General features: G+C 63.6%; 26 protein-coding genes. 11 read left to right on the forward strand and 15 right to left on the reverse strand.

Annotation, left to right across the window (positions count from 1 at the left end; translation table 11 throughout):
* Nucleotides 1–7: 7 nt before the first annotated feature.
* Genes AC0L3I_RS15870 through AC0L3I_RS15880 form a run of 3 tightly spaced genes read left to right on the forward strand, consistent with a single transcriptional unit; the run spans nucleotide 8 to nucleotide 1,878 of the window.
* The gene (locus tag AC0L3I_RS15870; protein WP_473486128.1) at nucleotides 8–337 is read left to right on the forward strand and encodes an L-rhamnose mutarotase; all 330 of its coding nucleotides are present in this window, start codon (nucleotides 8–10) and stop codon (nucleotides 335–337) included.
* On the forward strand, nucleotides 330–1,406 hold the full coding sequence (locus AC0L3I_RS15875; protein ID WP_473486129.1) for a Gfo/Idh/MocA family protein: 1,077 nt from the start codon (nucleotides 330–332) through the stop codon (nucleotides 1,404–1,406). Before AC0L3I_RS15870 ends, AC0L3I_RS15875 begins: the two co-directional genes overlap by 8 nt.
* 1 nt (nucleotide 1,407) lies before the next feature.
* Nucleotides 1,408–1,878 (forward strand): MaoC/PaaZ C-terminal domain-containing protein, encoded by a 471-nt coding sequence (locus tag AC0L3I_RS15880; RefSeq protein WP_473486130.1) that lies wholly within the window; start codon nucleotides 1,408–1,410, stop codon nucleotides 1,876–1,878.
* 268 nt (nucleotides 1,879–2,146) lie between these two features.
* Here AC0L3I_RS15880 and AC0L3I_RS15885 read toward each other — a convergent pair whose 3' ends face one another.
* Together AC0L3I_RS15885 and AC0L3I_RS15890 are read right to left on the reverse strand one after the other, a co-directional pair.
* On the reverse strand, nucleotides 2,147–2,797 hold the full coding sequence (locus tag AC0L3I_RS15885; RefSeq protein ID WP_473527488.1) for a Vgb family protein: 651 nt from the start codon (nucleotides 2,795–2,797) through the stop codon (nucleotides 2,147–2,149).
* 9 nt (nucleotides 2,798–2,806) lie between these two features.
* Nucleotides 2,807–4,027 (reverse strand): helix-turn-helix domain-containing protein, encoded by a 1,221-nt coding sequence (locus AC0L3I_RS15890; RefSeq protein WP_473527489.1) that lies wholly within the window; start codon nucleotides 4,025–4,027, stop codon nucleotides 2,807–2,809.
* Nucleotides 4,028–4,164: 137 nt separating this feature from the next.
* Here AC0L3I_RS15890 and AC0L3I_RS15895 point away from each other — a divergent pair, with 137 nt between their 5' ends.
* Both AC0L3I_RS15895 and AC0L3I_RS15900 read left to right on the forward strand, forming a co-directional pair.
* Nucleotides 4,165–4,935, forward strand: coding sequence for a DUF899 domain-containing protein (locus tag AC0L3I_RS15895; RefSeq protein ID WP_473486135.1), 771 nt, complete (start codon nucleotides 4,165–4,167; stop codon nucleotides 4,933–4,935).
* Between the two features lie 6 nt (nucleotides 4,936–4,941).
* Nucleotides 4,942–5,247: a hypothetical protein gene (locus AC0L3I_RS15900; RefSeq protein WP_473486136.1), complete on the forward strand. Its 306-nt coding sequence runs from the start codon at nucleotides 4,942–4,944 to the stop codon at nucleotides 5,245–5,247.
* Nucleotides 5,248–5,367: 120 nt separating this feature from the next.
* On the opposite strand, the gene AC0L3I_RS15905 is transcribed toward AC0L3I_RS15900, so the two are convergent.
* The 5 genes from AC0L3I_RS15905 to ehuB are packed head-to-tail and all read right to left on the reverse strand — an operon-like array spanning nucleotide 5,368 to nucleotide 9,181.
* On the reverse strand, nucleotides 5,368–6,099 hold the full coding sequence (locus AC0L3I_RS15905; RefSeq protein ID WP_473486138.1) for a GntR family transcriptional regulator: 732 nt from the start codon (nucleotides 6,097–6,099) through the stop codon (nucleotides 5,368–5,370).
* Nucleotides 6,096–6,875, reverse strand: coding sequence for an ectoine/hydroxyectoine ABC transporter ATP-binding protein EhuA (gene ehuA, locus AC0L3I_RS15910; RefSeq protein WP_473527490.1), 780 nt, complete (start codon nucleotides 6,873–6,875; stop codon nucleotides 6,096–6,098). The genes AC0L3I_RS15905 and ehuA overlap by 4 nt, the downstream gene beginning before the upstream one ends.
* Nucleotides 6,872–7,531: an ectoine/hydroxyectoine ABC transporter permease subunit EhuD gene (gene ehuD, locus AC0L3I_RS15915; RefSeq protein WP_473527491.1), complete on the reverse strand. Its 660-nt coding sequence runs from the start codon at nucleotides 7,529–7,531 to the stop codon at nucleotides 6,872–6,874. The genes ehuA and ehuD overlap by 4 nt, the downstream gene beginning before the upstream one ends.
* The gene (gene ehuC / locus AC0L3I_RS15920; protein WP_287049344.1) at nucleotides 7,528–8,256 is read right to left on the reverse strand and encodes an ectoine/hydroxyectoine ABC transporter permease subunit EhuC; all 729 of its coding nucleotides are present in this window, start codon (nucleotides 8,254–8,256) and stop codon (nucleotides 7,528–7,530) included. Before ehuC ends, ehuD begins: the two co-directional genes overlap by 4 nt.
* A gap of 55 nt (nucleotides 8,257–8,311) precedes the next feature.
* Nucleotides 8,312–9,181 (reverse strand): ectoine/hydroxyectoine ABC transporter substrate-binding protein EhuB, encoded by an 870-nt coding sequence (ehuB, locus tag AC0L3I_RS15925; protein ID WP_352951645.1) that lies wholly within the window; start codon nucleotides 9,179–9,181, stop codon nucleotides 8,312–8,314.
* A gap of 219 nt (nucleotides 9,182–9,400) precedes the next feature.
* Here ehuB and AC0L3I_RS15930 point away from each other — a divergent pair, with 219 nt between their 5' ends.
* The 6 genes from AC0L3I_RS15930 to AC0L3I_RS15955 all read left to right on the forward strand — a co-directional run bounded on the left by AC0L3I_RS15930 (nucleotide 9,401) and on the right by AC0L3I_RS15955 (nucleotide 16,820).
* Nucleotides 9,401–10,591, forward strand: coding sequence for a M24 family metallopeptidase (locus AC0L3I_RS15930; protein ID WP_473486142.1), 1,191 nt, complete (start codon nucleotides 9,401–9,403; stop codon nucleotides 10,589–10,591).
* A 77-nt stretch (nucleotides 10,592–10,668) separates the two neighbouring features.
* Entirely contained in the window at nucleotides 10,669–11,817 is a 1,149-nt protein-coding gene (locus AC0L3I_RS15935) for a M24 family metallopeptidase (RefSeq protein WP_473527492.1), read from the forward strand.
* A gap of 10 nt (nucleotides 11,818–11,827) precedes the next feature.
* Complete coding sequence (locus AC0L3I_RS15940) at nucleotides 11,828–13,084, forward strand: sarcosine oxidase subunit beta family protein (RefSeq protein ID WP_473527493.1); 1,257 nt, start codon at nucleotides 11,828–11,830, stop codon at nucleotides 13,082–13,084.
* Nucleotides 13,085–13,097: 13 nt separating this feature from the next.
* Nucleotides 13,098–13,379, forward strand: coding sequence for a sarcosine oxidase subunit delta (locus AC0L3I_RS15945; protein WP_473527494.1), 282 nt, complete (start codon nucleotides 13,098–13,100; stop codon nucleotides 13,377–13,379).
* Entirely contained in the window at nucleotides 13,376–16,330 is a 2,955-nt protein-coding gene (locus tag AC0L3I_RS15950; protein ID WP_473527495.1) for a sarcosine oxidase subunit alpha family protein, read from the forward strand. The genes AC0L3I_RS15945 and AC0L3I_RS15950 overlap by 4 nt, the downstream gene beginning before the upstream one ends.
* On the forward strand, nucleotides 16,323–16,820 hold the full coding sequence (locus tag AC0L3I_RS15955) for a sarcosine oxidase subunit gamma (protein WP_473527496.1): 498 nt from the start codon (nucleotides 16,323–16,325) through the stop codon (nucleotides 16,818–16,820). The genes AC0L3I_RS15950 and AC0L3I_RS15955 overlap by 8 nt, the downstream gene beginning before the upstream one ends.
* A 27-nt stretch (nucleotides 16,821–16,847) precedes the next feature.
* Here the strand turns inward: AC0L3I_RS15955 and AC0L3I_RS15960 are convergent, their stop codons facing one another.
* The 8 genes from AC0L3I_RS15960 to AC0L3I_RS15995 form a co-directional block, all read right to left on the reverse strand.
* Entirely contained in the window at nucleotides 16,848–17,885 is a 1,038-nt protein-coding gene (locus AC0L3I_RS15960) for a phosphotransferase family protein (RefSeq protein ID WP_473527497.1), read from the reverse strand.
* A gap of 28 nt (nucleotides 17,886–17,913) precedes the next feature.
* Complete coding sequence (locus AC0L3I_RS15965) at nucleotides 17,914–19,125, reverse strand: acyl-CoA dehydrogenase family protein (RefSeq protein WP_473527498.1); 1,212 nt, start codon at nucleotides 19,123–19,125, stop codon at nucleotides 17,914–17,916.
* A gap of 266 nt (nucleotides 19,126–19,391) precedes the next feature.
* Complete coding sequence (gene kce / locus AC0L3I_RS15970) at nucleotides 19,392–20,354, reverse strand: 3,5-dioxohexanoate:acetyl-CoA acetone transferase (protein WP_473527499.1); 963 nt, start codon at nucleotides 20,352–20,354, stop codon at nucleotides 19,392–19,394.
* A complete protein-coding gene (locus tag AC0L3I_RS15975; protein ID WP_473486152.1) occupies nucleotides 20,351–21,298 on the reverse strand; it encodes a 3-hydroxyacyl-CoA dehydrogenase in 948 nt (315 codons plus the stop codon). Before AC0L3I_RS15975 ends, kce begins: the two co-directional genes overlap by 4 nt.
* A gap of 11 nt (nucleotides 21,299–21,309) precedes the next feature.
* Nucleotides 21,310–22,116 carry an SDR family oxidoreductase gene (locus AC0L3I_RS15980; protein WP_473527533.1) on the reverse strand — a complete coding sequence of 269 codons (807 nt, stop codon included), beginning with the start codon at nucleotides 22,114–22,116 and terminating at the stop codon, nucleotides 21,310–21,312.
* Nucleotides 22,117–22,146: 30 nt separating this feature from the next.
* Entirely contained in the window at nucleotides 22,147–22,347 is a 201-nt protein-coding gene (locus tag AC0L3I_RS15985) for a hypothetical protein (RefSeq protein ID WP_473527500.1), read from the reverse strand.
* 35 nt (nucleotides 22,348–22,382) lie between these two features.
* Entirely contained in the window at nucleotides 22,383–22,967 is a 585-nt protein-coding gene (locus tag AC0L3I_RS15990) for a sulfocyanin-like copper-binding protein (protein ID WP_473527501.1), read from the reverse strand.
* Nucleotides 22,968–23,215: 248 nt separating this feature from the next.
* On the reverse strand, nucleotides 23,216–23,887 hold the full coding sequence (locus AC0L3I_RS15995) for a GntR family transcriptional regulator (RefSeq protein ID WP_292074459.1): 672 nt from the start codon (nucleotides 23,885–23,887) through the stop codon (nucleotides 23,216–23,218).
* Between the last annotated feature and the right edge of the window lie 65 nt (nucleotides 23,888–23,952).

A 23,952-nucleotide genomic window follows, 5' to 3' on the forward strand; every position in this document is an offset into this window, starting at 1 on the left:
GCCGGAAATGCAGCGGATGGGAATGGTGCTCGGCCTCAAGCCGGAAAAGGTCGCCGAGTATGTGCGGCTTCACGCCGCCGTCTGGCCTGAAGTCCTTGCGATGATTTCGGCCTGCAACATCAGGAATTATTCGATCTATCTCAAGGAGCCGGAGCACCTTTTGTTCAGCACTTTCGAGTACCACGGCACCGACTATGCCGCCGACATGGCGAAGATGGCCGCCGATCCCAAGACGCAGGAATGGTGGGCACTGTGCATGCCCTGCCAGGAGCCGCTGCCGACCCGCGGGGAAGGCGAGTGGTGGGCATCGATGGACGAAGTCTTCCATCATGACTGACGGTGTTTTCGATCCTGCCTCGCTCTCCCAGGCGTGGGCACAGCCGTCAAAGCCCAAGCCGATTGTGATTTTCGGCGCCGGGTCGATCGTCGGCGATGCGCATTTCCCGGCCTATGGGAAAGCCGGATTCCCCGTCGCCGGGGTTTTCGATCCCGACCATGCCAAGGCGGAAAGACTGGCGCAGAAATGGGGTGTCACCGCTTACCGGTCGGCCGAGGAGGCCGCGGCGATCAAGGACGCGGTCTTCGATCTGGCGACGCCGCCGGCTCATCATGCCGGCGTGCTCAGGGCGTTGCCCGATGGTGCGGTGGCGCTGATCCAGAAGCCGATGGGCAGCGATCTCACCGAGGCGACCGAGATCCTCGAAATCTGCCGCTCCAAAAACCTGAAGGCGGCGGTGAATTTCCAACTCCGCTTTGCGCCGATGATGCTGGCGCTGAAGGATGCGATCGCCAAGGGCTGGCTGGGCGACGTGGTCGATTTCGACGCTTGGCTGGCGCTTGCCACTCCCTGGCAACTCTGGGAGTTCCTGCTGAAGGCGCCGCGCGTCGAGATCGCCATGCATTCGATCCATTATCTCGACCTGATCCGGCAATTGCTCGGCGATCCCGGAGGCGTTCACGCCAAGACGCTCGGTCATCCCGGCCACAAGGTTGCGCAAACGCGCACCAGCGCGATCCTCGACTATGGCGACACGGTACGCTGTGCGCTGTCGATCAATCACGATCATAAATTTGGCCGAAAACACCAGGCTTGCGAGTTCCGCATCTGCGGAACCGAGGGCGCCGCCTACCTCAAACTGGGACTCAATCTCGACTATCCGCGCGGCGAGCCGGATATCCTTGAAATCTATCCGAAGGGCGGCTCCGACTGGATTACGGTGCCGCTCGTCGGCGAATGGTTTCCGGACGCCTTTGTCGGCCGCATGGCCAATGTTCAGCGCTACGCGTCAGGCGAGGATGCCGAACTTGTCAGTTCCGTCGAGGACGCCTGGAACACCATGGCGCTGGTTGAAGCCGCCTACCAATCGAGCGCGGCGCCGGCAACACTGATCGCGGCGAGGCCCTGACATGGAGCAGACTGTCTATTTCGAAGACTACAAGATCGGCTCGTCGCGCACGACCAGCGGGCGCACCATTACCGAGACCGACTTCGTCGTTCACGCCGGCCATACCGGCGATTTTTTTCCTCACCACATGGACGCCGAGTTCATGAAGACGACGCCGTTCGGCCAGCGCATCGCCCATGGCACGCTGGTCTTCTCGGTCGGCGTCGGGCTGACGGCAAGCGTCATCAACCCGGTCGCCTTTTCCTACGGCTATGACAGGTTGCGCTTCATCAAGCCGGTGTTCATCGGCGATACGATCAAGACCCGCACCACCATCTCGGCTAGGGAAGACGACCCCAAGCGGCCGGATTCGGGCCGGGTCATCGAACGCTGCGAGGTGATCAACCAGCATGGCGATGTGGTCCTGGTGGCCGATCACATCTACATCGTCGAGCGCCGTGATAAGCCCAACAGCGCTTCGAACTCAGTTTGACAAAACGCGCTTTTTTAGCCAGGCCTCAAGTTCCCGGAAGTGGCTGACGGTTAGGTCAACTCGTGCCGCCAGCCTCGATCTCGCGGGCCAGTGAAAGATGGCGCCGAAACCCCGAGACAAAAACCCGCCTTGGCGGCGGCCCTTCACCTGTCAAGTTGAAACTACCTACAGTTGCAATTCCATCGCTTCAGGTTTGCGCTGCTTCTCATTGCCGTGCGGTCCAATCGATTCGTCAAGGGGGAAAGCGCGCCCGCGAGCGCCGCTTCGGTTACTTGCTCGTGGAGCCTCGCCTCGGCCGGCGGATGGCTCTCACCTTGCCGCTGTTTCCACCGCCGCAGAAGAACTGATCGCTACCATCGGACTCGAGCCCCGACACGCCTGTTCCAGGCGGCATCTCGAGCTTCTCCAGGACCTTTCCCGTTTCAGGATCTATCCGCCTGACGTCGCTCTCGTCACCTTCCCAGGTGCCGTGCCAGAGTTCGCCGTCGATCCAGGTGACCCCTGTGACGATACGGTTGGAATCGATTGTGCGAAGAACTGCCCCTGTCTGCGGATCGATCTGATGGATTTTGCGACCGCGATTCTGCCCAACCCAAAGTGTCCCTTCGGCCCAGGCGAGCCCGGAGTCGCCGCCGCCACCTGGCGCCGGGATCGTGGCCACCACTTGGCCGGTCTTCGGGTCGATCTTCTGGATGCGATCTTCGGTGATCTGGAACAGGTGCTGACCGTCGAAGGCCGTTCCGGCGTGCGCGGCGACATCGATCGCGCGCACCACCTTCCCGCTCGCAGGATCCAAGGCGTTCAGTCTGTCTCCGGACGCAAACCAGACGTGCTGACCGTCGAACGTAACCCCAGCCACCTGGTCGACACCCGGAAAGGGTCCATATTCGCGGAGGACTTCGGCTGCAGATCGCTTCATGATTCTATCCTAATAGCCCGACAGCGAGCCGGGGAGTAACAAGATTGTCGGGAATCCCGGCACGGGTGGGGTCATCCAACGACGCGCTCGCCCGCGACCGAACGACTGCACCTTGCCTGCTGCCGCAAGCTGCTCGAGCGATCGCTGCACAGTGCGCGAGCTGGCTCCGAGCGCAATTGCGAGCGCCGAGCTCGACCACGACTCGCCGTCGGCGAGGAAGGCGAGCACCGCTGCATGCTGCTCGTCGACGGGCGGCGCCAGCACCATGACATCGCGTGGGCGGCGCGGCTTAAGCGCAAAGCCTCGCTTGGTCGCGCTCACATCCGCCAGTGACCGCAGCTCTGCGCGAAGCCGGCCGACTTCGACCCGCAAACGGGCGCGATGCGATTCATCGGCGTGCTTGCCGCCGAAGGCGCGGGCGACGAGCGTACTTCTCGGCACGTCTGCGGGCCAGGCTTCGCCCAGCGTGCGTGCAAGCGCGAACAAGACCGGGCGCGTCGCGAGCGAGACGATCATGCCGGCGTCCCGCACGACATTGCGGCACGCGTCGACGACGAGCGCCCCCGACGCCAGCAGCGCTTCGACCTCCTCAAGCAGGAGCGGGCGCTCCTTGCCACGCGCGATCAGGCGCGCCGCGGGCGTGTTCATCACGAGGGATGCGCCTTCAACCTCGGCCGTCAGCGCGGGAATGTCCGCCTGGCGCGCGGCGTGCTCGGCCCGCGCGAGCGCAACGCGCGCCGCCTCGGTCCGGAGGCGGCGAATCGCGAGCCCCGCAATCACCAGCTCGTGGGCGGCCCTCGACGCGGGTGGGAGCGTTGTCGGGTCGAACCCGGCGAGCCTGCTCTCGGCCTCATCGAGGCGTCCGATCAGGAGCAGGCGCCGAGCCTCGAGATTGCGCGCATGCGCGGCATTGACGTGGTCGCCGTGCTTTTCAAGCGTCGACCGCGCGGCGTCGAGTGCCTTCGCCGGCCAGCCGAGGTCTCGCGAGACGAGTGCGATCTCGGCTTCGGCGACGACGCACCTCGCCCGGGCCACGGCCTCTTTCGGACCGAAGGCGCGCGCAGCACTTTTGAGGAGAGCCTTTGCTCGAACGAGATCGCCGAGCTGCGCCATCGCGATGCCGCGCAGCGCAAGCGCAGGCGCATCGTCACGCAGGGCGACCCGCTTCAATGCGCCGAGGGGATCACCCGTTGCGAGGGCGCGCGCCGCAGCGGTGATCAGCGAGTCCATCGGAATCCCGTCACACTTGTAACTCTCACCATTCGAAATCCGGTCCTAATCTATCTCAGGACCAACAACCAGCGCGCCGTACGAAAACGGTGCGAACGAGGCAGGACATAGAGGACAGAACATAGAGGAGAAGAACGATGCCGACACACAGGACCGGAACACGTGAGGAGTGGCTGGCAGCGCGGCTTGATCTGCTCAAGGCGGAGAAGGAGCTCACGCGACAAAGCGACGAGGTGGCGCGGCGGCGGCAGGAATTGCCTTGGGTTCGGATCGATAAGGATTACCGATTCGAGACCGACGAAGGCAGCGCTTCACTGGCAGACCTTTTCAGGGGACGCTCGCAGCTCCTCGTCTACCACTTCATGTTCGGGCCCGATTATACGGCGGGCTGTCCGGCCTGCTCGGCGATCGCGGACGGATTCGACGGCTTCGTCGTCCACCTGGCCAACCACGACGTCATGCTTTCGGCGGTATCGCGGGCACCGCTCGCGAAGCTGCAGGCGTACAAGGGGCGGATGGGATGGACGTTCCCCTGGGCCTCCTCACACGGCAGCGACTTCAATTTCGACTTCGACGTTTCGTTCACCGAGGAGCAGCAGCGCGAGGAAGGCATCGAATACAACTATGTACGCGAGGCGCCTCTCGCCAAAATACCCTCACGTACGACTGCCGACGGCTCCGAGACGTTCGCTGCAATGAGCGGAACAGACATGGCCACGTACACGCGCGAGAGGCCAGGCATGAGCGCATTCGTGCTCGAGGACGGCGTCGTCTACCACGCCTATTCCACCTATGCGCGCGGACTGGACGGCCTCTGGGGCATGTATCAGTGGCTCGACCGCGCGCCCCAAGGGCGTAACGAGACGGGCGTCTGGTGGCGCCGCCACGACGAGTACGGCCAAGGCTGACGTTCGATGACACTGCACTCCAACCACACGCAGAAGATGCCGCCCGCAGGCAGCGGATCTGCCGATTTCCCAAGCGACAATGTCGCCGCCCGCGGCGCGGCCGACTGGCTATCCCTGGCAGCCGCGCCAACCTTCGCAATGATGGCGCTGCTGACGGCCGTCACCGGTGATGCGGACATGATCTGCTCGGCGGCGCGAGATGCGTCGCCGCTGAGCGGAATGGTCGTAATGTACTTGCTGATGAGCGCCTTCCATTCGGCGCCTTGGCTGAAGCTGGTTGGCAGCCGACGAAGCGCTGTCCGCCGGTCGTGATCCGGCGCTCGCCGGATCAAACGGCAACCGGCGCGCGACCTGGCGCAGCCCCGACATGGCGATGGCAGTCGATTTTGTGCAAATGTCATTCCCGGCGGAAGAGGGAATTCAGAGCGTAAATTACAGAGTTCCGCCGGATGTGCTGGCCTCGCCTGCATGACGCATCATGCGGCGAAAACTCATCGAGATATGAGCTCGCCTTATGTGCCCGATGGACTCCCAGTCGCCGATCTCGGCGGCGGCAAGCACCTCTTCCATTTCGCGGCGGAACGCAGTGAACTCCTCCACAAGGCCCAACTGCGGCATCATCTTCAGGACGACGCGCGCGACCTGAAAATACAGGCGCTCGCTGATCTCGCGCAGCGGCTGGTTGCCGGTCATCGCGGTGAGCTCGTAGAAAAAATCCATGTTGAGGCGCAGGAAAGCGCGCTGGTCGGGATTGAGCACATCGGAATCGCAGCGCGCGATGAGTGCCCTTATCCGGTCGAGGTCGTCCGCCGTGCGCGGGATCGGCGAAAGCTTGCCGACGAGGAGCGCCAGTTCCAGGCGCAAGTGATAGACCTGCTGCAATTCCTCGATGTCGACATCGGTGACGATCGTGCCGACGCCATGGACGGATTGAACCAGACCCTCGGATTCGAGGCGCGCCAGGACACGGCGAACCGGCGTGCGGCTGATCTGGAATTCCTGGGCAAGCTCTTCCTCGGAGAGATGGCTACCTGGCGCGTAGTCGAGCAGGCAGATGCGGTCGCGCAGTATCCGGTAGATACGCTCGAACCGCTCCCGCGCCGAGAGCGGACGCGGCGGTGCGGCGGTCACGGCCAGGGGCGTGGCATCCGTCTCAACCGTCATCCAGCCTCCAGGACAGCGTGCAGGAACTGCTGTGTCCGCTCGTTCTTGGGGGCGCCGAACAACTCGCTTGGCGGCCCCTGCTCGCAGATCTTGCCGGCATGGAAAAAGCAGACGCGATCGGAGAATTCCTTGGCAAATCCCATCTGGTGGGTGACCATCAGCATGGTGAGGTCATGTTCCCTGCCGAGTTTTCGGATGACTTCAAGCACTTCGCCGACGAGTTCGGGGTCGAGTGCCGAGGTCACCTCGTCGAACAGCATGATCTTGGGCCGCATGGCGCAAGCGCGGGCGATGGCGACACGCTGCTGCTGGCCGCCGGAAAGCTGCGAGGGATAGTGGTCCTTCTTCTCCGACAAGCCGACCATGTCGAGCAGCTCGGCCGCACGCGCCTCGGCATCGGCGCGCTTCATGCCGAGCACGGTTATCGGGGCCTCGATGCAGTTCTGCATAGCCGTCATGTGCGGGAACAGGTTGAACGACTGGAACACCATGCCGATCTTGGCGCGGATCTTGCGAATGTGCGCGAGATCGGCGGGAACAAGCTTGCCGTTCCTCTCCATGTGGGTGAGCGGCTCGCCTTCGACCCAGATGACGCCGTCATTGATCGTCTCCAGCGTCATCAGCATACGCAGCACCGTGGTCTTGCCGGAACCTGAAGGGCCGATGATGGAGACCTTCTCGCCGCGTGCTATTTCCAGATGGAGCCCGTCGAGAACGGTCAGCGCGCCGTAGCGTTTCGAAACATTGTCGAAGCGGACCATCGGTTGTTCCGTCATCGCATGATCCTCCGGTTGAGCAGGCCTTCGAGGGAGCGAATGAGCGCGGCAGAAACCAGGCTCATGGCAAGGAAGAACAGGCCGACCAGCGTCATCGGCTCAGTGTAGCGGAAGGTTTCGGAGCCGATGATCTTGGCCGTCTGCATCAGCTCCAGCACGGCGATTGCGGAAAGCAATGGCGTCTCCTTGAACAAGGCAACCAGATAGTTGCCGAGCGCCGGAACGATCGGCGGGATCGCCTGCGGAATGATGATGTCGCGGAACGTCGTCCAGGCCGACAGGCTGAGCGCGACCGAGGCTTCCCACTGGCCGCGATGGATGTTGTCGAAACCGGCGCGATAGACCTCGGAACAATAGGCAGCGTAGTGGATGCCGATGGCAAGCACCCCGGCGGTGAAGGCGTCGAGCACGACGCCAAATTTCGGAAAGACGAAATAGAGAAAGAATATCTGGATCAGCAGCGGGGTCGACCGGATCAGTTCGACCAGCACCGAAATCGTCCAGCCGGTCCACGGCACGGCGATGCGGACGACCGCCAGCACCAGGCCAAGCGAGGCGGCAAGCGCAAAGCCGATCAGCGTCGCCTCGATGGAAACGATGGCAGCGCGGGCGAGCACCGGCAGGATTTCAAAAGCAAATGCCCAGTCCCAGATCATGCTGCCTTCCCCCGCGCCAGTCCGAGCGAAGCCCGCCTTTCGAGAAGCCGCATGCCGATGGTCACAACCAGCGACATTGCCAGGTACATCAGCAGGACGAGGGTGAAGATCGGAATGGTCTTGAACGTGTTCTGGTTCATTTGCTGCGCCTTGAAGGCGAGGTCCGAGAGCGTGATCAGCGAGACCAGCGCTGTCGATTTCAAAAGCTCGATGAACAGATTGCCCCAAGGCGGGATCATGGCGACAAAAGCCTGCGGCAGGATGATCCGGCGCAGCATCTGGGGGCGGCTCATGTTCAATGCGGTAGACGCCTCCCACTGTCCACGGGCGACGGACTGGATCGCGCCGCGCACGACTTCCGACCCGTAAGCACCAACGTTCAGGCCGAGCGCCAGGACAGCAACCAGGAATGCGTTGAGCGTGACACCGAATTGCGGCAGCACGAAAAACAGCCAAAACAATTGCACCAGCGCCGAGGTGCCGCGGAAGATCTCGACATAGACCGTGGCCAGCCATCTGAGCGGCGCCGGGCCATACATCCTTGCCAGCGCCGCCAGCACGCCCATGACGATTGCCAGCAGGCTACCGAGGATAGCGATCTCGATCGTCAGGACCGCGCCTTGCAGCAGCCCCGGCATAAACACTTTGTAAGATTCCTGCGTTGCCAAGGCACCGATCACGACAAGCGCGACGACCAGCATGGCAACGAGCGTACGTATCCCCATGCGGATTCCCCCAGGAAAAAGGGGCGGCGCTTTCGCGCCGCCAGCAGTTGGGAACCTATTTGCCCGCGCAAAGCTCCGCGGTGGTCTTGTTGGGGAGGTAGTCCTTGCCGAAGCCGAGCGGCTCGACCAGCGCGATGTGCTCCGGCGAACCGAGGAACGTCTTCAGCTCGGCGTTGAACGCCTCCTGCAGATCGGTGTCTTCCTTGCGGAAGCCGAAGCCGCCATGGCCTTTCACCGACTTGCCGGCAACCTCGCCGAACGGCTTGGTCGATTCGACGCCGTCGGCCTTCTTGGCCATGTCGGCGATCGAAAGAGCGGTTAGTGCGGCAGCGTCGGCACGGCCCGACTGGACGGCGGCGACCAGGCTGGACTGGTCGGGCAAGGCAACGATCTGCCCTGCGGCGACGCCTGCGTCCTTGGCGTAACCGCCCTCGACGGCGCCGGCCATCACGGCGAGCTTGAGATCCGGGTTTTCCTTGAAGCTGGAAAAGTCCTTCACGCCCTTCGGATTGCCTTTTGCCACCAGCATGGCCTGACCGATGCCGTAGGACGGCTCGGAGAAATTGATCTCGGCGCAGCGCTTCGGATTGATGAACATGCCGGCGGCGATGATATCGAAGCGGCCGGCCTTGAGACCTGGGATAAGCGAACCGAATTCGGTCAGCACGCCGTCAACCTGCGCGATACCCATCTTGGCGAGCACCGCCTTGGCAACTTCCGGCGCTTCGCCGGTCAGCTTGCCGTCAGGCGTGGCGTAACCGAACGGCGCCTCGTTGGCGAAGCCGACGCGGATGTAGCCGTCCTTCTTGGCCCGTTCGAGGGTGGTTTCCGCATAAGCGGGCAGCGCCGTGAGTGATGTCGCGGCAAGCGCGAGGCAGGCGGCGGCTTTCACGACCATCCGGCGCGATATCGATGATTTGAACATGCTTTTCTCCCATTGAACAACTGACTGATGATTCCCAGGGCGCGGCCTTCTTCGAGGTCGACACCTGCTTGTCAAGACGTATACAACTGCCCTAGACATTGTGCAAGCGAAGATATAAAAACCACGGAAAGTCGGTAATAATTCGTAGTCAAACCACGAATTATTGCCCTAGTTGTGCACAATTTAAGAAAAACCAGCGTACCGGTGGGTGGGATTTCGGTGGCGAGCGCGAGCGGTTTCGGGACTTTCACGCAAGCGGAGTATGCGCAGCGCCTGGTCGGCGTGAAGACGCGCATGGAGAAGGCCGGCTTCGACCTCATCATCTGTCAAGATCCAGCCAATATGTGCTGGCTGACCGGCTATGACGGATGGTCGTTCTATGTTCCGCAATGCGTGCTCGTCCATCTGGAGGAAGACCGGCCGATCTGGTTCGGCAGGGCGCAGGACGCCAGGAGCGCACGCCTGACCACCGGCCTGCCGGAGAAGAACATCGTGCCGTTCTCGGAACGGCTGGTGCAGCAGCCCGTCGAGCACCCCTATGACGAACTCGCCCAGCTGATCCGGTCGCGTGGCTGGAGAAACGCCCGCATCGGCGTCGAGATGGACGCGCATTATTACACCGCGCGCTGCCATGCCCATCTCGTCAGCGGGCTGCCTGACGCGCACTTCGCCAACAACCACGATCTCGTCAACTGGGCGCGGCTGGTCAAATCCGAAGCCGAGCTGGTGCTGATCCGCGAGGCCGGTGCGATCTGCACGCACGCCATGAAACGCGCCATCGAAAAAATGAGACCCGGCGTGCCGCAGAACCATGTCATTGCGGAAATCTATCACGCACAGATCATGGGCGTGCCTGGAGCGGGCGGCGACTATGCCGCGATCTGTCCGCTGATGCCCGTCGGCGAGGGCACCAGCACGCCGCATCTGACCTGGTCCGACGCGCCGCTGCCGGACAGCGGCCTCGCCATTCTGGAGATCGCCGGGGTGCGGCGGCGCTATCATGTGGCGCTGACGCGGACCGTACATTTCGGCAAGCCGCCGCAAGCCATCATCGACTTGGCCAAGGCGATCGTCGAGGGCGTCGACGCCGGCCTTGAGAAGGCGCGCCCCGGCTACACCGCCGAAGAGGTCGAAGCCGCCTGGCAGGCAGTGTTGAGGAAGAACGGGCTGAAGAAGGAGAGCCGCGTCGGCTATCCGGTCGGGCTCGCCTACCCGCCCGATTGGGGCGAACGCACCGCAAGTCTTCGTCCCGGCGACACCACCGAGATGCAGTCCGGGATGTGCTTCCATTTCATGGCCGGCGTTTGGCTCGACGATTTCGGCATCGCCATCTCGGAATCCTTCGTCGTCACGGATCACGGCGGCGAACGCCTCTGCGACGTGGCGCGCGAACTCATCGTCATCGACTGACCATGACGGACGGGAAGCCGGTAACTGACGAAAGATCATGCCGGCAACGAAACCGGTAACCAGCACGAGGACGCCTGATGGACCGTAATCCGTTTTCCGAGGCCGAAATCGCCGGCCGCCTTGTCAGGGTCCGCACGGCGCTGGCTGAGCGCGAGCTGGACGCGGGGGTCTTTGCTTCGCCGGAGAACGTCTTTTACCTCACCGGGCTCGATCACTGGGGATATTTTGCCCCACACCTGCTGATCGTGCCGCTCGAGGGAAAACCTGTTCTGGTCACCCGCTCGATGGAAAAGGTGACGATCGAAAAACAGGTGACGGCAGCGGAATTCCGCGGCCATTCCGACAGCGAAACGGCAGCTGATCTTGCCGCGCGGGTCATTGCGGAGACCAGCCTGTCCGGCAAGCGGATCGGCCTCGAATACTGGACGGCGGGCCTCAGCCATGGGCTTGCCGTCGCACTCCAGACGCAGGCCGATGCCAGATGGAGCGATGTTTCCGGGCTGGTCGACAAGATGCGGCGGGTGAAGAGCGCCGAGGAACAGGCGCTGATGCGTCAGGCGGCACAAGTGACCGACGCCGCCGCCGGCGCCGCGATCGCCGCGATCTCGGACGGCGCTTCCGAACAGGAGGTCGCGGCCCAGTGCGTTGCGGCGATGATCCGCGCCGGCGGTCATGCCCCGGGCTTCGGACCTTTCATCCGCCCGGCCGCCCGCCTGGGCGAGGAGCATACGACCTGGGGCGACGGGATCTATCGCAAGGGCGAACCGGTCTTCGTCGAACTGTCCGGCTGCATCTCGCGTTATCACGCGCCGCTCGGCCGGCTCGTTCGCATCGGCCATATCAGCGACGAAGACGCCGCGATGGCGGAGGTGACCGCCAAGGCGTTTGATGCCGTCGTCGAGGCACTCAGGCCCGGCGCCAGAGCGCGCGACGTCTACGCCGCCTGGCAGACCGTCGCGGACGAGGCCGGTCTTTCCCACTATCGCCGCCATCACTGCGGCTATCTGGTCGGCGCCGGCCAGCCGCCATCATGGACCGGCGGCAATTCGGTGACCGGCTTGAGGCACGATTCCGACCTCGAAATCGAGACGGGGATGAGCTTCCACATCCTGTCGTGGCTGATGGGCACCGGTCGCGGCGATGACTTCGTCTCCAACACCGTACTTCTGACCGATGCGGGCGCCGAAGTGCTTACCCGCACGCCGGCCGGCCCGATTGTCCGCTAGGCCCGCACGCATGTCTCGCTACTCGGCATTTTCAATTTTCCGCAACGCGCTGTCTGGCCAGAGGAACTGGCAGCGCGCCTGGCGGGCAGCGGAGCCAAAACCGGCCTACGACGTGATCGTCATCGGCGGCGGTGGACACGGCCTCGCTACCGCCTTCTACCTCGCCGAGAACCACGGCATCCGCAATGTCGCGGTGCTCGAAAAAGGCTATATCGGCGGCGGCAATGTCGGGCGCAACACCACCGTCATCCGCTCCAACTACCTGCTCGACGGCAACACCCAGTTCTACGAATTCTCGATGAAGCTCTGGGAGGGCATGTCGCGGGCGCTGAACTTCAACGTCATGTTCTCGCAACGCGGCCAGCTCGTCACGGCGCATTCGGCCGATCAGCTCGACGGCTTCAGTCACCGCGCCAACATCATGCGGCTGAACGGCATCGATGCCGATATCCTCGACCGCGACGAGGTGCGCCGGCTGGTGCCCTATCTCGATTTTTCCGACACGGCCCGCTTTCCGATCCATGGCGCCATCTTCCAGGGCCGGGCGGGCACGGCGCGCCACGACGCCGTCGCCTGGGGCTATGCGCGCGCCGCCGACGGTCATGGCGTCGACATTATCCAGAACTGCGAGGTGACAGGCTTCCTCCGCGACGGCGACAGGATCGTCGGCGTCGAAACGACGAAAGGCCGGATCGGCGCCGGCAAGGTCGGCCTCGCTGTTGCCGGTCATACATCCGTGCTCGGCGCCAAGGCCGGCCTGGAACTGCCGATCGAAAGCCACGTCCTGCAGGCGTTCGTCACCGAACCGCTGAAGCCGTTGGTAGACCACGTCGTCGCCTACGGTGCCGACCATTTCTACGTCAGCCAGTCGGACAAGGGCGGGTTGGTCTTCGGCGGCAATCTCGACGGCTACAATTCCTACGCCCAGCGCGGCAATCTCGGCGTCGTGCGCGAAGTGGCGGAGGCGGCGATTGCGCTGATGCCGTGCATTTCGCGCGTCCGTCTGCTGCGCCATTGGGGCGGCGTCATGGATATGACGCCCGATGCCAGCCCGATCATCTGCCCGACATCGATCGAGCGCCTCTATCTCAACGGCGGCTGGTGCTATGGCGGCTTCAAGGCAACGCCGGCTTCCGGCTGGTGCTTCGCCCACACGATCGCCACCGGCAAGCCGCATCCCTTGATCGCAGCCTACGGGCTCGATCGTTTCCGCACCGGCCACACGCTCGATGAGGCTGGCGCCGGCCCCTCAGCCTGGCTGCAATAGGAGGCGGAAGACAATGCTGCGCATCGAATGCCCATGCTGCGGTCTGCGCGACCATGACGAGTTCCGCTACGGCGGCGATGCCTCGGTCACGCGCCCGGCCCACGACGATCCCGATCCGGAGGCCTGGTACCGTTACGTCTATGTCAGGACAAATCCGGCTGGGCTGCATCGCGAATTCTGGCAGCACGTGACCGGTTGCCGCCAATGGCTGGTGGTCGAACGCGACACGCGCAACCACGCCATTGCATCCGTCGATCTCGCCAGGAAATTGCCGGCCAGGAAATCACCAGCATGAGTTCGAACCACAAGCGGCTGGCGATGGGTGGCCGCATCGACCGCGAACAGCCGGTAGAATTTACCTTCGACGGCCGCGAGCTGGCTGGATATCGCGGCGACACGCTTGCCTCCGCGCTGCTCGCCAACGGCGTCACCCTGGTCGGGCGCAGCTTCAAATATCATCGTCCGCGCGGCATTTTTTCCGCCGGGCCGGAGGAGCCGAACGCTTTGGTTACGCTCGGAACCGCAGGCAGGCGCGAGCCGAACCTGCCGGCGACGACGCTGGAACTTGCAGACGGCATGGTCGTAGAAAGCCAGAACCGCTGGCCATCGCTTGCCTTTGACATGCAAAGCGTCAACGGCCTGCTGGCGCCGTTCCTTTCGGCCGGCTTCTACTACAAGACCTTCATGGGTCCGACGCGCCGCGCCTGGATGTTCTACGAGCACTTTATCCGCAAGGCGGCCGGGCTCGGTAGAGCCGGCACCGACCCTGATCCCGGCCGCTACGATATCAGTCATGCGTTTGCCGACGTCGCAATCATCGGCGGCGGCCCGGCGGGATTGTCGGCGGCGCGTGCTGCCGCGGCGGCCGGCGTGCGGGTCGCACTGATCGAACAGGATTTCCTGCTCGGCGGCCAGCTTTTGGCGGAGCCGCCCGACAGCGCAGCGGCCGCATGGTTGAGACAGGCCGAGGCCGAGCTGGAGAGCTCCGAACCCGTCACTCTGATGAAGCGGACAACCGCTTTCGGCATCTATGACGGCAATGTCATCGGACTGGTCGAGCAACGCGACCCAACCAATCCGCAGCTGGCCGGCGAAGCGCGGCAGACGTTCACCATGCTTCGCGCCCGCTCGATCGTTTTCGCCACCGGCGCCATCGAGCGGCCAATAGTGTTCTCGAATAACGACCGGCCCGGCGTCATGCTTGCGTCGGCCGCCCGGACCTATCTCAACCGTTTCGCCGTCCTGCCCGGCAAGAAAATAATCGTCGCCACCAGTAATGACGGCGCCTGGCGCGCCGCCTTCGACCTTGCCGATGCCGGCGCAGAGGTGACGGTTGCCGACCTGCGCGCAGCACCACCCGCCGCGCTCGCCACAAGAGCCGCACGGCTCGGCGTGGTGGTGCGGGCCGCAACACGCATCATCGACTTGCGCGGCGGCCATGCCGTCAGGCGTGCAACACTCAACGGACCGGACGGCATATCCGAGGCCGCCTGCGACCTGGTCTGTGTATCCGGCGGCTGGTCGCCAACCGTGCATCTCACCTCGCACCTGGGCGTCAAACCTCAATATCGCGACGACATTGCCGGCTTCGTGCCGGGCGCGTTTACGGCGGACCGGTTCGGCGCCGGCTCGATGATGGGAGCCTATTCGACCGCCGATGTCATCGAGGACGGTCATCGCGCCGGCACCGAGGCGGCATCGTTCTGCGGCAAGTCGGCGCCGGTGCCCGCTCCGTCGAAACTCGATCTTGGCGACACCGCCACGGCCCCGTTTCGCGAAATCCCTTCTCTCGGCCGTGGAAAAGCCTTCGTCGATTTCCAGATGGACGTGACGACCGGGGATATCGAGCTTGCCCATCGCGAGGGCTATGAATCGGTCGAGCACCTGAAGCGCTACACCACGCTCGGCATGGGCACCGACCAGGGCAAGACCAGCAATTTTGAAGCGCTTGCCTCGATGGCGGCCTTACGCAATGCAACGATCGCCGAAACCGGCGCCACGACCTTTCGACCGCCCTATACGCCGGTCGCCATCGGTGCGCTTGCCGGACGCGCCATCGGCCATCATTTCAAGCCGATCCGCCGCACGCCGATGCACGACTGGCACATGGCGAACGGCGCCGAGATGCTGGAAGTCGGGCTCTGGATGCGGCCCTATTTCTACAGGCAGTCGGGACGTGACGTGAACGAAGCCTATGTCGCCGAAATGCGGTGTGTGCGCCAGGCCGCAGGCCTGATGGACATCTCCACCCTCGGCAAGATCGACGTCCAAGGCCCGGATGCCGCGATTTTTCTCGATCGCATCTACGCCAACGGCTTTGCCAAACTGCCGGTTGGCCGTGCGCGCTACGGCGTCATGCTGCGCGACGACGGCATCGTCTTCGACGACGGCACAACGACGCGTCTGGCCGAGAACCGGTTCTTCATGACCACCTCGACCGCCAAGGCCGCCGACGTGCTGTCGCGTCTTGAATTCCTGCTCGATACGGCCTGGCCGGATTTGCGCGTCGCCGTGACCTCGGTGAGCGATGAATGGGCGGCGATGTCGGTTGCCGGACCGAAAAGCCGCGCAATTCTGAGTGCCGCGTTTCCCGCTCTCGATGTTTCCGACGCGGCACTTGCGCATATGGGATTGCTCGAAAGCGAATGGCAGGGCCGTGCGCTCCGCATCCTGCGCCTCAGTTATTCCGGCGAGCGCGCCTACGAAATCTATGTCGGCGCAACTGCCGGTGAACAGCTTTGGAGCCGCCTGCTCGAAGCAGGCAGGCCGCTCGGCCTGAAACCTTATGGCGTCGAGGCGCTCGGTGCGCTGCGCGTCGAAAAGGGCCATGTCGCCGGACCTGAAATCGATGGGCGCACGACACTCGACGATCTTGGCCTCGGCCGCATGGCCGGCAAGCGCACCGGCTTCGTCGGCGATGTCCTGCGCCGGCGCCCCGCCTTCCAGGCGCCCGACCGCCAGCGCCTGGTCGGACTGGAATGCATCGAGGAGGGAAAACGCCTGCGCGGTGGCGCTGTGCTGTTTCTGCCGGGCGAGAAACCTTACGGCCACGGGCGCGGCCGCGTCACCTCCGTCACCTTCAGCCCCGAACGCGGCCACTATGTCGGGCTGGCCTTGCTTGCCGGCGATGTCGCCAGCGAAGGAAGCGAGGTCGTGGCCGTCTATCCGATGAAAGCCGAAACGGTGCGTGCCCGCATCGTCTCGCCGGTATTCCTCGATCCGCAGGGGGAGCGACTGCATGACTAGCCCGGAGTTCAGCCTATCTGTGGCCGATTGTCCGCTCATCCAGGTTGAGGGCTGGGACGGGACGCTGAGGCAATTCGAAAAGAGCCTCTCGGCGTCGCTCGGCACCAAACTTCCCGCCTCGGTCGGAGAGACCGTTCATCACAAGGGTTTTCTCGTCATCCGCGTTTCACCTCGCCGTTTCTGGCTGGCTCTCGACGACGGCGCGCAAGTACCTTCGCTTGCCGTCGACCCGGATCTCGGCTGTTCAGTCTCTCTGGGCGAAGGTCGCGTGCGCTTCACAATGGCCGGGGCCGACATCGCGCGGGTTCTCTCCAAATGCATCACTGTCGACTGGCGCGCGCCGGCGGCCGCTCCGCGCCGGGCCGTGCTGACATCCTTGCATCATGTGCCCGTGCTCTTCCTGTGCACCGGCGAGACTGCGTGCGAACTCATCGTGCCGCGAAGTTTTTCGCGAAGCCTCTCGGATTGGATTGCTGACGCCGCGGGGTAGGGAAAGGACCAGGCGCGAACGCTCCCCTCAGGAGCCACTCCACGGTCTCGCTCCTTGGATGATCTCTTGAGCACGTGCGGCAAAGCGACCGGCGAGAGGCCACTTGCTGGCGGCATCGGCCGACGCCGCGCTTCCTGCCCGCGCCCGGTCGGCGATGCCGACGAAGATCACCGCGAAACGGAACAGCGAAAAAACCAGGTGGAAGCGTTGCAAGGGCGCAGTCGGTACGGCATGCGCGAAATAATGGTCGAGGAATTCGCGCTGACTGGGGATGCCGAGGGCGGCATGATCGAGGCCGAGGATGCCGCCATATTCGTCCGGGGTCGAATGCCAGGTCATCGAGCAAAAGCCGAGATCGGCGAGCGGATGGCCGATCGTCGACAGCTCCCAATCGAGAATGCCGATCACCTCCGGCTTGTCGGGATGGAACAGCAGATTTCCGAGGCGGAAGTCGCCATGGGCGATCGACACGCGCCCATCATCCTCGGGCAGATGCTGCGGCAGCCAGTCGGCGACCGCTTCGAGCGCCGGAATTCTGTCGCTCGGCGATTGCCTGAGCTGCTTGGTCCAGCGCTCAATCTGGCGCTCGAAATAATTGCCGGGCCGGCCGTAATCGCCGAGACCGACTTCGTCGGGACAAACAGCATGCAATTTGGCCATCGCTTCGGCCATGCCGAAATAGATCGCGCGTCGCTCCGCGGGGACAAGGCCAGGCAGCGAACAGTCGTGGAAGACGCGACCATCCAGCCGCTCCATCAGGTAGAAGGGCGTGCCGAGCGGCTCGGCACCGTCGTGATAGAGCACCGGCTCGGGCACCGGGACATCGGTCGGCGCGAGCGCTTCAAGCACGCGGAACTCGCGGTCGACGGCATGTGCCCCGCGCAGGATCGGCCCGGCCGGCTTCTTGCGCAGCACCATGCGATGCGCACCATAGTCGACGAAGTAGGTGGGGTTGGACTGTCCGCCGCCGATCCGCTCGAGCGTCATTGCGGCATCGCCGAAGCGGATCGCGAGAAAGCCCTTCAATGCCGCAGGATCGAAGTCCGCATTCAGCGGCTGCGCCATCTTTCCTCCTGAGACGCCACCGCGTCTGTTATGCCTCGCCTTCGACAGTCCAGCGCCAGAAGCCCCTCTGTTCCTCGTTGAGGAAACGGTTCAGCACCATCTTGTGGACCTCATCGGCGCCGTCGACCAGCCGCGCCTGGCGCGCGTAGCGGTAGATCCATTCGAGCACGGTGTCCTTGGAATAGCCCCGCGCGCCATTGATCTGGATCGCCACATCGGCCGCGTCATGCAGCACGTTGGCGACCTGGACCTTGGCCATCGACACGTCCTTGCGGGCAAAGCCGCCGCGGTCCAGCTCCCACGCAGCCTTCATCACCAGCAGGCGGCCGATCTCGATGCGCATGGCGAGGTCGCCGAGCTTCAGCTGGACGCTTTCGCGATCGGCGAGGCGCTGGCCGAAACTGTGGCGCACGGCAGCGTAGGCGCGCGCGATCTCGACGCAGCGCTTGGACAATCCGAGCCAGCGCATGCAGTGGGTAAGCCGCGCCGGGCCGAGCCGCACCTGCGTCACCTTCATGCCCCTGCCCTCGCCGGCCAGCATATCTTCGACAGGAATTTCGAGCCCATCGAATTCCAACTCGCAATGTCCGCCATGCTCCTCCGGGCCCATGATCTCGATGCGGCGCATGATGCGCCAGCCCGGCTGGTCCTTGTGGAACATCAGGGCCGACAGCCCATGGCGCGGGTCGTCCGAGGTTCGCGCGATCAGAATGAAATGGCTGGCCTGCTGCGCGCCGGTGATGAACCATTTGCGGCCGGTCACGACATATTTGTCGCCGCGCCGCTTCGCACGCGTCATGATCATCGAAGGGTCCGAACCGCCGCCGGGGTGCGGTTCGGTCATGGCAAAGGCCGAGCGCACCTTGCCCTCGACAATCGGCTTCAGCCATTTTTCCTTTTGTGCTGGCGTGCCGAGCGCCTCCAGAACCATCATGTTGCCATCGTCGGGCGCTGCCGAATTGAACACCACGGGTCCGAAGATCGACCGGTTCATCTCCTCGTAACAGACCGCTATGTCCATCTTGCCGAGACCGGCGCCGCCAGTTTCGGGCTTGAGTTGCAGGCACCACAGGCCCGCCATCCGCGCCTTGGCGCGAAGCGTCTCCAGCAGCGGCAAGGCGATATTTCCATGCGCGTCATAGGACATCTTGTCGGCCTCGAGCGGCAGGATCTCACGCTCGACGAAGTCGGCAATGCGGACGCGGTAATCTTCGATGCGGGCTGGAATGTCGAAATTCATGGACAAACTCTCAGCGAAGCGAGGTGGCCGGAATCGTTCTAGAAATCGAGCGAGCGCTCGTTTTCTTTATTCGCCTCTATCCCCTTTTGCAGCCGCCGTCATCCGGCGAAGCGTGGTTCCGCAACGCCCTTGATGCCAAGGCCGGTTATTGCGAACAGGCTGCCGCAGCGCCACCCCGGCTGGTGTCGACGCGGACGAAGGTGCGCCGGTTGCTAGCAGCACCAGTCGCGATGTCATAGTCATAAGCCCAGATCTCGCGAGCCGCCTCAGAACGCGACCTTGTCGCCGCCCTTCAGTGACAGGATCTCGCGCGCCTCGTCGGGCGTCGCCACTTCCATGCCAAGCCCCTCGATGATCTTGCGGGCAAGCACCACCTGCTCGGCGTTCGATTTGGCAAGCTTGCCCTTGCCGGCCCAAAGACTGTCTTCGAGCCCAACGCGGATGTTGCCGCCAAGCGCTGCCGACTGCGCGGCAATGCGCAACTGGCTGGCGCCGGCGCCGAGCACCGACCAGCGGAACTGGTCGCCGAACAGCCGGTCGGCGGTGCGCTTCATATGGGCGACGTCTTCGGGATGCGTGCCGATGCCGCCAAGCAGACCGAACACCGACTGCACGAAGAACGGCGGCTTGACCAGCCCGCGGTCGGCGAAGTGCGAGAGATTGTAGAGATGGGCGATGTCGTAGCACTCGAACTCGAAGCGCGTGCCGTTGTCATAGCAGGTCGCAAGAATGTATTCGATGTCTTTGAACGAGTTGCGAAAGACAAGGTCGCGCGTCGCTTCCAGATGCGGCCTTTCCCAGTCGAACTTGAAAGTCTCGTATTTGTCGACGAGGTGATAGAGCCCGAAATTGATCGAGCCCATGTTGAGCGAGGCGACCTCAGGCTTGAACTCGGCGGCCGGGCGCACGCGTTCCTCGACCTTCATGTAGGGACTGCCGCCAGTGGTGATGTTGATGACGGCATTGGTGGCCTGCTTGATGCGCGGCAGGAAGCGGGCGAACGCCGCCGGCGTCTGGTCAGGCTTGCCGGTCTCGGGGTCGCGGGCATGCAGGTGCAGGATCGCCGCGCCCGCCTCCGCCGCCGCGATCGCCTCGGCGGCGATCTGGTCCGGCGTGATCGGCAGATAGGGCGACATGGTCGGCGTGTGGATCGCCCCGGTCACCGCACAGGTGATGATCACCTTGCCTTTGGTCTGCTGGGCGCCGGGCTTGCGGCTTGTTTCCGTCATCTTCCAAACTCCTGATCCGATTTTTTCTTGTGCGCCGCCAGCGCCATCAGCCGGCGGTCGCGCCACACCTGCCGTTCACCAAGGCCTTCTCGCGGCAGCCGCTTGCGGCGGTCGGCCTCGACCGTCTCGATGACCTCGCCGGCCCAATCGACCCGTCGCAGCATCTGCGGAAAAATGTTGGCATAGATCGCTTGATAGCGCTCGACGTAGTCGCGTACGCCGCCCGGCGCATTGAGGTCGATCGTCTCGAACGGGCCCATGAATGACCAGCGTAGCGCCAGCCCGTCGCGAATGCCGATGTCGACATCCTCGACGCTGGCATAGCCGTCGGCAACAAGTCGAAAAGCCTCCTCCAGCAGCGCGCCCTGCAGGCGGTTCATGATGAAGCCGTCGAGCTCGTGCTTCATCACCAATGGCGCGTGGCCCGCATCGACGAGGAAGGCGCGGGTCCTTTCGACCGTCTCGGAAGACGTCCATGGCGCCGGCACGACTTCCGCGGCCGGGATGAGATAGGGCGGATTGATCGGATGCACGACCAGGCAGCGGTTCCGCCCTTGCAGATGGTTGGTGAATTTCGACGGCAGCAACGCCGAGGTGGAACTGGCGATCACCGCTTGCGGAGCGGCAATTGCATCGATCCGAGAGAACACCTCGCGTTTCACATCGAGGTTTTCGGGCGTGTTCTCCTGGATATGAACCGCATCGGCCAGCGCCTCGCCCAGTTCTGCCACGATGGTGATGCGACCAAGCACGGCGTCGATTGCCTGTCCCCGCAGCAGATCGTTCGCCGCGAGGTCGCCGAGCACGCCGGCGATGTAATCATGCGCGCCGGTCGTCGCGGCCGGCGACTGGTCCCACATCCGCACGTCATGACCGGCGCGGGCAAAACTGATTGCCCAGGCCCGCCCGATGAACCCGCTGCCGACAATTGCTACTTTCACCATGGTCGGGCTCCTCAAAGGGTTTCGACGTTGCCGTCGACGCCGAGCGACTGGCCGGAGATGTTGATCGCCGCATCGGACAACAGGAAGGCGATCATCGCGGCGATGTCATAGGGGCTGGTCATGCGGCGCAGCGAGATGTTCTGGAGATAGCGCTCCGTCATCTCCTCATTCGACACACCGAGCTGCTTGGCCCGGTCGGCGATGACCTTGTCGATGCGTGGTCCTTCGATGATGCCGGGCAGGATAGCGTTGACCCTTATGCCGTGCGGCCCGAGTTCCTTGGCGAGGCTCTGCGTGAAACCGATGACGCCGAACTTGGCGGCCGAATAGGGGGTGCGGAAAGCGTAGCCGTGGCGGCCGGCGGCGGGCGACATCGAGACGATCGAGCCGCCGCCCGTCGCCTTGATCAGCGGCACGGCACGCCGGGCGCAGAGGAACTGGCCGGTCAGGCAGATGTCGATGCAGCGCTGCCAGTCCGCCGGATCGATTTCATCGACGCCGCCGGTCGGCCCGGCGATGCCGGCATTGTTGATCAGCGCGTCGAGCCCGCCGAGCTTTTCCTTAACCGTCTCGAACAGCCGGTCGACGTCGTCTTCGCGCGAGACATCGGCCTTGACCGCGGCGACGAGGGCGATCTTGTCCGGAGCAGCAGTCAGCGCCTCGTCGGAGACGTCGCAGACGACGATGCGCGCGCCGAGCCGCGACAGCGTGTCGGCAATGGCCAAGCCGATGCCGCCGGCATCGGCCGTCACCAGCACGCGCTGCCCCTTCAGCCCGGTCAGAAAATCGTCCGCCGATGTCGGCGCCCCTTTACTCATAATCTTGACGCTCATCGTCCCTGTCCTTCCTCATTGCAGCCGCCGTTCGCGCAGCGCCATGACAGCGCCCAGAACGACCAAGCCGTACAGAATTGCCCTTGTGGGGCATAGGGCAGCTGAAATAGTGACGAAAGCATTGCCCGCTGGTGGCTTGGCGAGCAAAGGCAGCTGCTCGGGCACGCCAGACTTTCGAATTTCCGGTAAGCCGCCCTGGTTTGCATTGATCTCCACGACCAAGCCATGGCGCGGGCTTGCTCGCGTAGCCCCTAAGGCCGTCCTGGGGGCTGCTCCTGCGGAAATTTGTTTTCGTCTATGATTGCCACGGCCTGCTCGATGCTGTCTCTCACCTCGAAACCGATCCAATGTCCGTCCATTAGATGCGTTTGCCTCCCGCAGGCGAGGAAATAGCTCCCGGCCTGCTGCGCAACAAAATTGAGTTGCCTCCTCTCATTGATCTTAATTCCCTCTGGCGGTTCGGTGTACACCCCCCAGATCGCATCCTCGGCCGTCAACTTCACTGGCATCTCTGACTGAGCGTAGACCCTGGTCAGCATCAGGCTGTGCCGGAAAGACGAGGAGCCATTGATGAACTCGATCTTTACCGACCATTCCGCTGGCACGACGATGGTGAGATTGCCGCCCCAGTAACCGTTGAAGTCGATAATGTCGGTCCGGATGTTGTCCCTGCGGAACCGCTCGACTTGATTCCAATCGGCAACAATCTCCATGGCCACTGTCTTGGCTGCGGGATCGTTCTTGATCCAGCTCGGGACGAAGGGCTCCCCGGCCAGTGCAATTCCAGGCAATGCCAAGGCGACGGCGAGAAGGGCAAGGTGAGCAAAGCGCGCCATCGCAATCAGAGGCTCCTCCCGAGCGGGCGGCCGAGCGCAAGCGGCCCAATCGAGGTCGACCTGGCTTGTTCCCTAAGGAAGAGAATACGCTCGAAATAGCATCCACACCAGCAAACCCAGAGTGCGCTATCGTCAGCAGTCAGAAACAACGCCATTGCTGCTATATCATCGGTTGGATGCGCGTTGGAGTTGCCTGCAGTGGGTCAGTGCGAGGGCGACGGGCGATTCCGTAATGTGAAGTTTCTGCTTCAGCTGTTGCGAAGGGTCTGTTGCGCAATTCGCCAGGCCTGCTCCACATGTCGCCGGGCCGCCGCTTCGGCTTCATCGCCGTTGCGCGACTTGATGGCGTTCATGATGTCGGTCATTTCGGCAATTGCGGCATCGCGGCGGTCCACCGAAGCGATGGTCATGGAACGCAGCTGGTTGATGCGGACGTTCAGACCCTGGACGATCTCCCAGGCGATGCGCTTGTCGGCGGCATCGAAAAGCACTTCATAGAATTTTGTCGTCGCCCGCATCACCTCGATCGGATTGGCTGAGGCCCACGCCGTGAGCAGCACATCGAATGCGCGCTCAAGCGCAGCGATCTGGTCTTCCGTCGCGGTCAGCGCGCAGGCGCGCGCCGCGATGCCCTCCATCAGAGCGCGCAGTTCATAAATCTCATCGGTGCGGCTGAGATCCGGCCGGGCCACGGCGGGTCCGTGGCCCGGTATCATCTGCACCAGGCCTTCAGTCTCCAACTGCCGCAGAACTTCGCGCACCACCGAGCGACTGACGCCGAGCTGGTCGCAAAGCGGCCGCTCGACCAACCGTTCGCCGGGCTGGAAGTGAAACCCCATGATCGCGTCGCGCATGCGCTCCAGCGCCAGCGTTCTCAGCGTCTTGGTGGATCGTTCGATCCTCAGTGTGTCGTCGGCCAATTCATCTACTCCCAGCACCCGCAAACAAACAGATTCGACGATCCGTTGACAAGGGATTTGGTCTT

The sequence above is a fragment of the Mesorhizobium sp. WSM4840 genome, from assembly GCF_055811755.1.